The following is a 9,290-nucleotide window of genomic DNA, read 5'->3' as shown; positions in this document are numbered from 1 at the left end:
GCTTGCGTCGAGGTCAGTTCGTTCATGGCGTCCTCCTATGCATCAGAGGACACCAGTCTGCCCGACGCTACTCAGCTCCAGAAGATGGGGTTCGTGGAGCGCTTACGGCGATACCGTCGGTGATAGACAAGACAGCGCCGGTCACAGAACGATGAAAAAAGCCTCTTCGGAGGCTTTTTTCGTTTCTGGAGTTCGGAAATTTAGGGCCGAGGGCCAAGGGCCAAGGGCCAAGGGCCGAGGGCCGAGGGCCAAGGACCGTTTACAATCCAGGAGCTTTCGAGCAAGTCGGTACGGTTCTCTAGACCAATCCAGGCCTGGCCTTCAGGAAAAGCCAAGGAATACAGCCAGTGCTCGGTTAACAGCGACCATTGCTCCGTCATCAAGGTGGCCGAACGCTTCTCCAATGCTCTGCCGCTTCACTGTCATAGGTTTATCCACCATGACCTGCGACCGTCGCCGCAGGCCATTCTCGGGAGCAGGCTCCACATCCAAGCGGATCAATGGCGCGTCGACCAACGTGCTGGTTAGCAGCAGCACCGTGACGGTGGCTGTTCCAACAAACGGGTCTGACTGGATGACAAGGGCCGGACGCGACTTCCCAAAATCACCCGATAGGGCAATGGTCACAAGATCACCGCGCCTCATGCCTCTCCCTCAACACCTAGATCAATATCCAGCAGCGCCGCCTCCATGAAGTCTTGCAGGTCGTGATCTCCTGCGTCTGCAGCCGCCACGATCGCGCATTGCCGACGAACCTCCTCGGCAAAACCAGGAAGCCGGGTATCCGGAACCCAAATCTGGATTGGGCGCAGGCCGGCAGCTCGCAAGGCGGCTCGGTGTTTCTTCACCCGCGTATTCACATTGGTAGCCACCATGATGATCACCTCGGAGCAGAAGATCGCGATCTACGCCAAGGCGATCGAGGGGCTGCTGACGCTGGAAACGAATATCGATAAGCATATCAAATATATAGATTTTGTCGATATTTATACGGGGTTGAGTGACGCGAAGCGGCGTCAATACAAATCCCGGTATCCCAAGGAGAGCACCGCGATGACTGGGTTAGCTGAGCGATTGCGTTCAGAAGGCATACAGCAGGGCATGCAGAAAGGCCGACAAGAAGGGCGACAATAGGGGCGACAGGAAGGCGAGCAGACTCTGCTACGCAAGCAGCTGGTGCGCCGATTCGGCGCGCTCGATGCTGATACCGATGAGCGGCTGCAGCAGGCGACTACCGATGAGCTGGAGCGCTGGGCTGAGAACCTGCTGGAAGCCCAGTCGCTGACTGATGTCTTCGGCGAGGAATAGGACGTAACGCCTCCCAGGGAACCAGGGGCCTTTCCTTGTTCTCTGTTCTCTGTTCTCCGGGCGGTTCTCCGGGCGCCTGCGGCACCAATGAATCCGCTCTAGAAAATCAGCATCAGGATGCCGATAACGACGATCAGCCCAATGAGAAAGATGATGCCCGCAGTACTGGCGAGGAATTTCAACATAACTACCTCCGTGTATCAGCTGATCCGCATTGTTTCAGTGATCTGATAATATGTAAGTAAACGTCCAACTGTTACATTATTCTGCAAAGGTTTACTTGGCTATTACATTTATACATTTATGGTTTTTGCTTTTACTTTGCTGCACTTAACGATTCTAAAGGCGTGGGGGCTGCAGGAAGAACCCTAGCCGCTTTTTCACGTGAATGGCAAGCCGGAACTGCGCTGAACACACTTATTTTTTCATGTGTGTCCGCGATGAAGACTTCGAGGCGTGCTTGATTGTGGCAACTTGGTTCCCTATTCACGAACAAGATAATGAAGAAAAATAGTAGCGAAGGCAATAAGTTACAAGGGGTGCTGGTGATGTGGCGGTGGAGCACCAGGAGGTTGTGAATGGACATAGCCAGCATAGTGCTGCAGTTGGGCCGATGGGGCACCGGTTGAAAGGTCACCTCGGCCAGCGTGGGAGTCATTACGCCAACAGGGCACCAGCTAGTGAATACGGACTTCCTAATAGAGTGGATGGTGCTCTGTCGTTTAATATCCAGGCTATGTTCGATGGTGCACAGAAAACTCTATACATGCCTCCTAAGCTCACTAGGTGTTTGGAAAGGGACGTGCTGAAACAGGATTTATCACCCTGCCCGTGAGGGTAAGGCACCTTTGTCATCGAGATGCATGGCAGCCAGCGCATAGCATTCGACCCCCGACAAATTCCATGCCAAGACAACCCGATAAGAAGGAAAATAGAATGAAAAAGACAGCGATTGCAATCGCAGTTGGCGCCCTGAGCATCGGGCTTTCCCAGGGTCTTCTTGCCCAGGATGAAGATGCACAACTGGATGAACAGCAGCAGATGACCCAGGAAGGCGCCCAGGAATATAACCTTGATCAGGACTCGCAAGGTCAGGGAGCCCAGTATCCTGCCTCCGGTTCGACCGCATCGGCCGATGAGTCCGGCTTCGGAGACGACACCGAACCGAAGACGACCCCAAGCCAACGGACTGACCCGATCAACGACCCGACGGCGACGGACGATCAGGCGTCTCAAGGCGGCGCATCGGCCGATGAGTCTGGCTACGGAGACGACACCGAACCGATGACGAGCCCGAGTCAACAATCTGACCCGGTCAACGACCCGACAGAAACGGACGATCAGGCGTCTCAAGGCGGCGCATCGGCCGATGAGTCCGGCTTCGGGGAAAAGACCGAACCGATGACGAGCCCGAGCCAGCAATCTGACCCGGTCAACGACCCGACGATCGATGAGGACAACGACGAATCTTGAGCCTGTCATAAGAACTTTTGGCGTGGCCCTAAGCGGTCGGCGGCAATGTTGTTACCCTCAACCCGCTCTCGACCGAATTGACGCCCCCTGGCCCTTGCAACTCGCCGGGGTTTTTTTTTGTTCGGTATGCCTGATCACGCCCCTTCCCCCTGGCCTGCCTGCCAGTGCGTTCGGTTGCGCCCTGCTTCCTTGGCCGCGTAAAGCCCTTGGTCGGCGCGCTTGATGGCAGGCTTCAGTGAGCGCTCGCCAGCGCTGACGAGGGTCACACCCAGCGAGGCGGAGTAGGCTAGTCGCCCTCCTTCGATCCCCTCGACTCCAACCTCAGCGGGCGACTCCTCGATTGCCTGACGAAGACGCTCCGCCACCTGCATGGCCTGCTCGCGGGTCGTGTCGGGCAGCAGCACGGCAAACTCCTCTCCGCCCATGCGGCACAGCACGTCTCCATCACGAAGCTGCGGGCGTGCCGTGCTGGCAAAGGCCTGCAGGACCAAGTCCCCCACGTCATGGCCATGGGTGTCGTTGACGCGCTTGAAGTGGTCCAGGTCGACGACGATCAGGCTGAGAGGAGCCCCGCTGCGCTGTGCACGGGCAATCTCCCGCGCGGCCTGGTCTTCCAGGTAGCGCCGGTTACCCAGTCCGGTCAGCGGATCGGTCATGGCCTGCTTTGCCAGGCGTTCCTCCAGCTGTTTGCGCACGCTCAGGTCGAAGACCGTGGCGCGGGAGTACTGAAAGCCACTGTCGGTGACCTGGGCGGTGGCCTGAATCGCCACCGGCAGGGTGGTGCCATCGCGACACAGCAGCTCGCACTCGGCCCCTCCTTCCTGAGCCGGGCCCACCACCTGCTGGAAGGCGGCGTCGAAGGCATCGCGGGTCTCTGGCGTGATGAAGTCCCGGTAGTCGCGCTTGCCGATGATCTCGTCAGCGCGATAGCCCAGCCAGTCAAGCTCGGTGCGATTGATCTTGACGACTCGCCCCTCGCCATCCAGCGAGTGATAGCCACAGGGGGCGTTCTCGTAGAGATCCTGGACCTCGTTGGCGGACTGGCGTGCTTCCCGGGAGAACAGCAGGGCGCGTTGACGCAGTGCGCGTTGACGGTGATGGCTGAGCACCCAGAAGAGGCCAAAGGCGGTCGACAGGAGGTAGACCAGGGCAATGGCCAGGAGCTGTCCGGGGCTTTCCATCAGCAAGCCCGACAGCGTGGGCTTGGGCTTCATGATGCCGAGACGCCATGGCTGCGTCTCCGGCTCGCTGACGATCATGCCGGCCTGGCTCTGGTAGTGGTGGGTGCGGATATCGTGGGTGCGAAACCAGAAGAGATTTTTATCAAGCACTGCATTACCCCAGGGGCGCGATGCCAAGGCTTGTGAAGCCGCGGGCCACAGGGTGGCCAGGGCACCCCCAAACGGCATCGTTCCTGCATGATCATCGGGTAGCAGCCAGGTGCCCTGGGCATCCGCCAGCAGGATGTGCGTGGCGCCATCCTCGCGAGCGACCGAGAGGTTGGCCGTGATGCGCGACCAATCCAGGGTGAACAGCATTACGCCAAGCCGTCGGCCGCTGGGGTCAAACACCGGTGTGGCGATGTCGATGACGGGGGTGACGTCGGCCTCGCCACCACCGGTTACTCCCAGGCGCGGCGGCGATACGTAAAGGTCGCGGTGCTGAAGTGCCATCGCCTCCTGGAAGAGCGGCGTGGCGGTGTAATCGCCCACCGTGGGGAGGGGCAGCATGGAGGCCGTGGTGACGGAGAGTCGCTCACGCCCCTGTACATCGATCAGCGCCAGGCGCGTATAGCGCTCGAAATGCGTCAGCAGTGTGTTGAAGAGCGCATCCAGCTGCGCGTGGTCGCGCTGCAACACCATGCTCCGAGCGGGGGAGTGCGCGGGATCAAGGCTTGCCATATAACTGCGCAGGAGCGGGAACTCTGCCGTTGCCAGCACCTGGTTGAGGCTTTCATTCATGTCCTGGAGCAGTCCCTCGTACTCGGCCTCCAGCAGGGCCTCGGCGGTAACGCGGGTGCTGACGATCCGATCCTCCAGCTGAGCCGTGAAGATCGGATAGAGCAGTGCTGTTACCAGCACTATAGGGACGAGGGTGGCCGCCACCAGGCGAGCCCAGAGCGATGTCAGCGTCAACGGCGGAGCCTCACAGAGATTCAAGAACGGACAGGACGTTGGCGCTACATGCCGCGTCGCCAGTGGGGTAGGCGAGGCAGCAAGCGGCCAGGACGAGCGCAGGCCGCGGGGCAGTATCAGCCAGATGCCCTGCCGTCGTCATCTACAACCGCGGGCATGGCAATCAACGGACACTGCCGGTTTTGCTCATCACGCGGCAGTTACCCACTACCTGACCCACGCTATAGTGAAGTGGTCCCCGCCGCCCTGAAGGGGGATGAGAAGACGTCGGAGTTGGCCGTCCGCTTATGTCCATCGGCTGCTGATGTCACGCATATAAGATGTCACGCATACAAACAGTGGGGGAGGACCTCGAAATGGCCGAACAACCTCGCCAACAAGGAGAATACGAAGACTTTGCCGGCGAACAAGGGCCCAGCGGGCGATCCGCCAGGCTGATCTGGGGCCTGCGCGCCCTGGGGTTAATCATGGCGCTGCTGGTGTGGCTTGCCATGGGCCAGGCCGAGGGGCTGTCCTCGGATGCGCGTTGGGTCGCAGCGGCGAGTCCACGGTAACGGCCACCCCCGGCCACGACCCCGCAGGCCCCGCGCACGACCACCACCGGGCCGGTCACGTGGACTTCATTTTCGACGATAACATCAAGCGGTTCGGTATCTGCCTGCTCCTCGCCATCGCTTGGTCGGCCAGCATGGGCGGCCTCGGCACTCTGCTCGGTAGCCCACCTAACGCCATCGTCGCCGGCTATGCCGCCGATGAGCTGGGCCGTACCATCGGCTTTCTCGAATGGATGATGCTCGGCGTTCCACTGGCCTTCACCTTCATCCTGGTGGGCTGCGACCTTCATACCCGTGCTCGGGGGGGTGGCGGTCGGTATCGGTGCCGACCCAATGACGCTGCTCATCCCGGCAGCCTTCGCCGCGACCTGCGCCTTCATGTTGCCGGTCGGCACACCGCCAAACGCCATCGTGTTCGGCACCCTGGCGCCGCCTCGACTGACGATTTCGAACGAATCGGATCGCAGTAGGGGGCGGTTTTTTTATTCACCTTCAGCCGGCATGTCGATCAACGGATACCTCAGGCCTTGCCCATCACACGCTGGTCGCCCACTATCCCGGTCTGAAAGGGAATGAATCGTCACGACTTCGTGCAGGGAGGCCCGAGGGTGCTCAACGAACTCAGGCTCATGGAAACACAGCAGGAGGTACATGAGCTGATCGCTCAGCAGGCCCCTCTTGGCCAAACGCTGAATGCCGTTGCCCGTTGGATTTCGGTCCTGCTGCCCGACGCCATCGTCGCCTTCATGCGCTTCGATCCGGCAGATCAGACACTGAGCCTCTATCCGAATCCCGTGCTATCCGAGGCCTACCAGGCGCTGCTGCAAAAGATTCCGATCGGCCCTGACGCGGCTTCCTTCGGCTGTGCTGCCTATCAGCGTGAGCTGGTGGTGTCCGAGGACATTTCCTCTGATCCGCGCTGGTCAGCGTTCTGCCAGGCGGCGCAGACCGAAGGATTGCGCGCCTGCTGGTCAAGCCCGGTGATGACAACCGCAGGGGAACTGCTCGGCACCTTCGGTACCTACTATCGAGTACCCAGCACCCCCTCTGGCACCAGCAAGCGGCGCCTGCGCCAGGCCGCGGCCCTGGTGGCCCTGGCCCTTATCCGCGACCGAGACGCGACGAGCCACCGTACCCTCTCCGAGTGGCATCATTCGCTGTTCGTGAACCATCCGGATGGGGTCTACGAGTTCGACCTGGAGGGGCGCTTCCAGCGCGGCAACGCGGCGCTTAGCCACATCACGGGCTATCCGGAAGACGCGCTGATCGGTCACCACTTCAATGAGTTTGTCGAGGCCGACTACTGGGCGGTCACCCAGGCCGGCTTCGATGCCGCCAGGCAGGGGAGCTCACGCCAATATGAGACCATGGGCACCCATCGCAATGGTCACGCCTATCACCTGGAAGTCATCAACTTCCCGGTGACCCTCGACGGTGAGGTCGTGGGGGTCTATGGCATCTGTCATGACATCACCGAGCGCAAGCGCCAGGAGGCTGCACGGCATCTGCTCGAACGGGGCATCGAGGCCACGCCCAACGGGGTGATCATGGCAGATGCCACGCGGCCTGATATGCCGCTGGTCTATGCCAACGACGCTTTCTATGTGTTGACCGGATACGGCCCGGAGGAGGTGCTGGGCCGTAATTGCCGCTTCCTGCAAGGGCCGGATACCGATGCGAATGTGGTCGCGACGATACGCCAGGCCATTGCCGCCCGGCAGCGCCTGGAGGCCACCTTGCTCAACTACCGCAAGGACGGCACGTCTTTCGTGAACCACCTTTCGCTCAGTCCGGTCTTCGATGAGCAGGGGTTCTGCACCCACTACATCGGCATCCAGCAGGACGTCACCCAGCAGCACAAGCAGGAAGCACAACTCGCCTACCAGGCAACGCATGATCTGCTGACCGGCCTGCCCAATCGCGCGGCATTCGATGAGCGCCTGGAGGCCGCCTTTGCCCAGGTCCATCAGTCCCACGGGCTGCTCGTGGTCATGCATCTGGACCTCGACGGCTTCAAGGCCGTCAATGACGGGCTGGGTCACCACGTCGGTAACCGGCTACTGACGGCGGTCGCCGAGCGTCTGCAGCAGTTGGCTCAACCGGGCGACAGCCTGGCTCGCCTGACCGGTGACGAGTTCGCGCTGTTGCTTCCCCGCCTGGAGAGTCAGCAGGCCGGCGTGGCGGTGGCCGAATGCCTCCTGGAGGCGTTGAGCACCCCCTTTCAGATCGAGGGCAAGCCACTGCATATCAGTGCCAGCATCGGCGTCGCCTGCAACGGCGATACTACCGTGCAGGCCCGCGAGCTTCTGCAGCGCGCCGACCTGGCCATGACCGAGGCCAAGCAGCAGGGGCGCAACACCTGGCACTGGTACCGGGGCAACGCCCAGTCCACGACCGAGGACAGCGTGCTGCTCCGCCATGACCTCCACGCGGCGCTGCTCGGCGAACAGTTCGAGCTGCACTACCAGCCCATCGTGGAGGCGATCAGCGGGCGCATTCGTGGCCTGGAAGCACTGGCCCGTTGGCATCACCCGGATAAGGGCATGATCTCGCCCGGGGTGTTCATTCCCCTTGCCGAGCAGACCGGGCAGATCATTCCGCTCGGGCGCTGGGTGTTGAGACGGGCGTGCCGGGATGGCGCCGCGTTGCGGGCTTCAGGCGGGCCGGCGGTGCCGGTGGCGGTGAATATCTCCTCGCTGCAGTTCCGCCGCAAGGGCTTCCTGGAGGAGGTTCAGCATGCCCTGGACGCGTCTGGTCTGCCTGCAGAGTTTCTAGAACTGGAGGTGACCGAGAGCGTGCTGCTGGACGGCGCCGGCCAGGCCATTGAGCTGATCCACCAGCTCAAGGCGATGGGCATCCGGGTCGCCCTGGACGACTTCGGTACCGGGTTCTCCAGCCTGAGCTATCTGCGCGACCTGCCGATTCACAAGATCAAGCTGGACCGCGCCTTCATCCAGGATATCCTCACCAACCGCAGCACCGCCGCCATCGTCCAGGGCATCATCACCATGGCTCACCACCTGGACCTGCAGGTGATCGCCGAGGGGGTCGAGGAGCGGGCGCAGCAGCAGGACTTGATCCGTCGCAGCTGTGACCTGCTTCAGGGTTACCTGTTTGCCAAACCAATGCCGTTGGCGGACCTCCAGGCGCTTCCTGACACGCTGCCCCACACGACATGACGCCGCTCTCGCCTTGTGGTTTCTACTCGCCTTTTGGTTTCTGGGGGTTAAGGTTAGTCACCTTCAAGCCCGTTCACCGTTCGGGATGTGAACAAGGGGGGGCTGGCGTCGAGGCAACACCAAACCCATGATCAGATTGCCCGTCTTGCTATCAATCTCCTCGAAACCCTGTCGGCGATAAAAATTGATCGCACGATGATTATTAGCTAGCACTTCCAGTTTGAGATAGCGGAATCGCTTAACCTCCATGACACTGATGATTCCGTCGAGTAATTCACGCGCAATACCCGAACCTCGCGCCTCCGGCGACACCCACAGTAGCGACAGAAATGCGCACAACGTTTCGACATCATTGCAGTAGAATGCGGCGATCCCGAGAGCCTTGCCTTCTCGATAATGCACAATCAGCTCCGACTCTCGCAGCAGTTTTTCTGCATAGGCTTCCACGTCGACGCCATGGAAGAAATCGCCATCCGGACGAAGATGTTCTTCCCGCAATATTGCAGCCAGTTCATGAGCCATCATGGTGAGATGCATCCCATAGTTATAGTTTTCCATGTTGCCGTTGTGATGCAGCCAAGATGAGGGCGTCCTCGATCGTTCGATATTCTATTTTATTTGCCCTCGGGGGGTGATAGAAA

The 9,290-nt window shown here is 60.5% G+C and carries 10 protein-coding genes and 1 pseudogene; 6 read left to right on the top strand and 5 right to left on the bottom strand.

Going from position 1 to position 9,290, the window contains the following annotated elements; all coding sequences use genetic code 11:
- Positions 1-321: 321 nt before the first annotated feature.
- Both ACR80S_RS12960 and ACR80S_RS12955 read right to left on the bottom strand, forming a co-directional pair.
- Positions 322-645, bottom strand: a complete 324-nt coding sequence (locus tag ACR80S_RS12960) for a type II toxin-antitoxin system PemK/MazF family toxin (RefSeq protein WP_435403412.1) — start codon at positions 643-645, stop codon at positions 322-324.
- Complete coding sequence (locus tag ACR80S_RS12955; protein ID WP_435403411.1) at positions 642-875, bottom strand: antitoxin MazE family protein; 234 nt, start codon at positions 873-875, stop codon at positions 642-644. Before ACR80S_RS12955 ends, ACR80S_RS12960 begins: the two co-directional genes overlap by 4 nt.
- Between ACR80S_RS12955 and ACR80S_RS12950 the strand changes: the two genes are divergently transcribed.
- Complete coding sequence (locus ACR80S_RS12950; protein WP_435403410.1) at positions 874-1,134, top strand: hypothetical protein; 261 nt, start codon at positions 874-876, stop codon at positions 1,132-1,134. The two genes, ACR80S_RS12955 and ACR80S_RS12950, sit on opposite strands and share 2 nt — an antisense overlap.
- 12 nt (positions 1,135-1,146) lie before the next feature.
- Positions 1,147-1,308 (top strand): annotated as a pseudogene (locus tag ACR80S_RS12945) (DUF4351 domain-containing protein); the annotation flags it as partial.
- Positions 1,309-1,406: 98 nt separating this feature from the next.
- Here ACR80S_RS12945 and ACR80S_RS17195 read toward each other — a convergent pair.
- Positions 1,407-1,493: a small membrane protein YohP gene (locus ACR80S_RS17195; protein ID WP_463323799.1), complete on the bottom strand. Its 87-nt coding sequence runs from the start codon at positions 1,491-1,493 to the stop codon at positions 1,407-1,409.
- A gap of 751 nt (positions 1,494-2,244) precedes the next feature.
- Between ACR80S_RS17195 and ACR80S_RS12940 the strand changes: the two genes are divergently transcribed.
- Positions 2,245-2,781, top strand: a complete 537-nt coding sequence (locus ACR80S_RS12940) for a hypothetical protein (RefSeq protein ID WP_435403409.1) — start codon at positions 2,245-2,247, stop codon at positions 2,779-2,781.
- Between the two features lie 134 nt (positions 2,782-2,915).
- On the opposite strand, the gene ACR80S_RS12935 is transcribed toward ACR80S_RS12940, so the two are convergent.
- Positions 2,916-4,916 (bottom strand): sensor domain-containing diguanylate cyclase, encoded by a 2,001-nt coding sequence (locus ACR80S_RS12935; protein ID WP_435403408.1) that lies wholly within the window; start codon positions 4,914-4,916, stop codon positions 2,916-2,918.
- 356 nt (positions 4,917-5,272) lie between these two features.
- Between ACR80S_RS12935 and ACR80S_RS12930 the strand changes: the two genes are divergently transcribed.
- From ACR80S_RS12930 to ACR80S_RS12920, 3 genes are all read left to right on the top strand, one after another.
- On the top strand, positions 5,273-5,470 hold the full coding sequence (locus ACR80S_RS12930; RefSeq protein WP_435403407.1) for a hypothetical protein: 198 nt from the start codon (positions 5,273-5,275) through the stop codon (positions 5,468-5,470).
- A 59-nt stretch (positions 5,471-5,529) separates the two neighbouring features.
- Positions 5,530-5,940 carry an SLC13 family permease gene (locus ACR80S_RS12925; protein WP_435403406.1) on the top strand — a complete coding sequence of 137 codons (411 nt, stop codon included), beginning with the start codon at positions 5,530-5,532 and terminating at the stop codon, positions 5,938-5,940.
- 159 nt (positions 5,941-6,099) lie between these two features.
- On the top strand, positions 6,100-8,649 hold the full coding sequence (locus ACR80S_RS12920; protein WP_435403405.1) for a putative bifunctional diguanylate cyclase/phosphodiesterase: 2,550 nt from the start codon (positions 6,100-6,102) through the stop codon (positions 8,647-8,649).
- A gap of 63 nt (positions 8,650-8,712) precedes the next feature.
- Here ACR80S_RS12920 and ACR80S_RS12915 read toward each other — a convergent pair whose 3' ends face one another.
- Entirely contained in the window at positions 8,713-9,207 is a 495-nt protein-coding gene (locus ACR80S_RS12915) for a GNAT family N-acetyltransferase (RefSeq protein WP_435403404.1), read from the bottom strand.
- Positions 9,208-9,290 lie beyond the last annotated feature (83 nt).

It is taken from the genome of Halomonas salsilacus (genome assembly GCF_051216275.1).
In the GTDB taxonomy this organism is placed as follows: Bacteria; Pseudomonadota; Gammaproteobacteria; order Pseudomonadales; family Halomonadaceae; genus Halomonas.
This window is presented reverse-complemented; position numbering and strand designations above follow the sequence as displayed.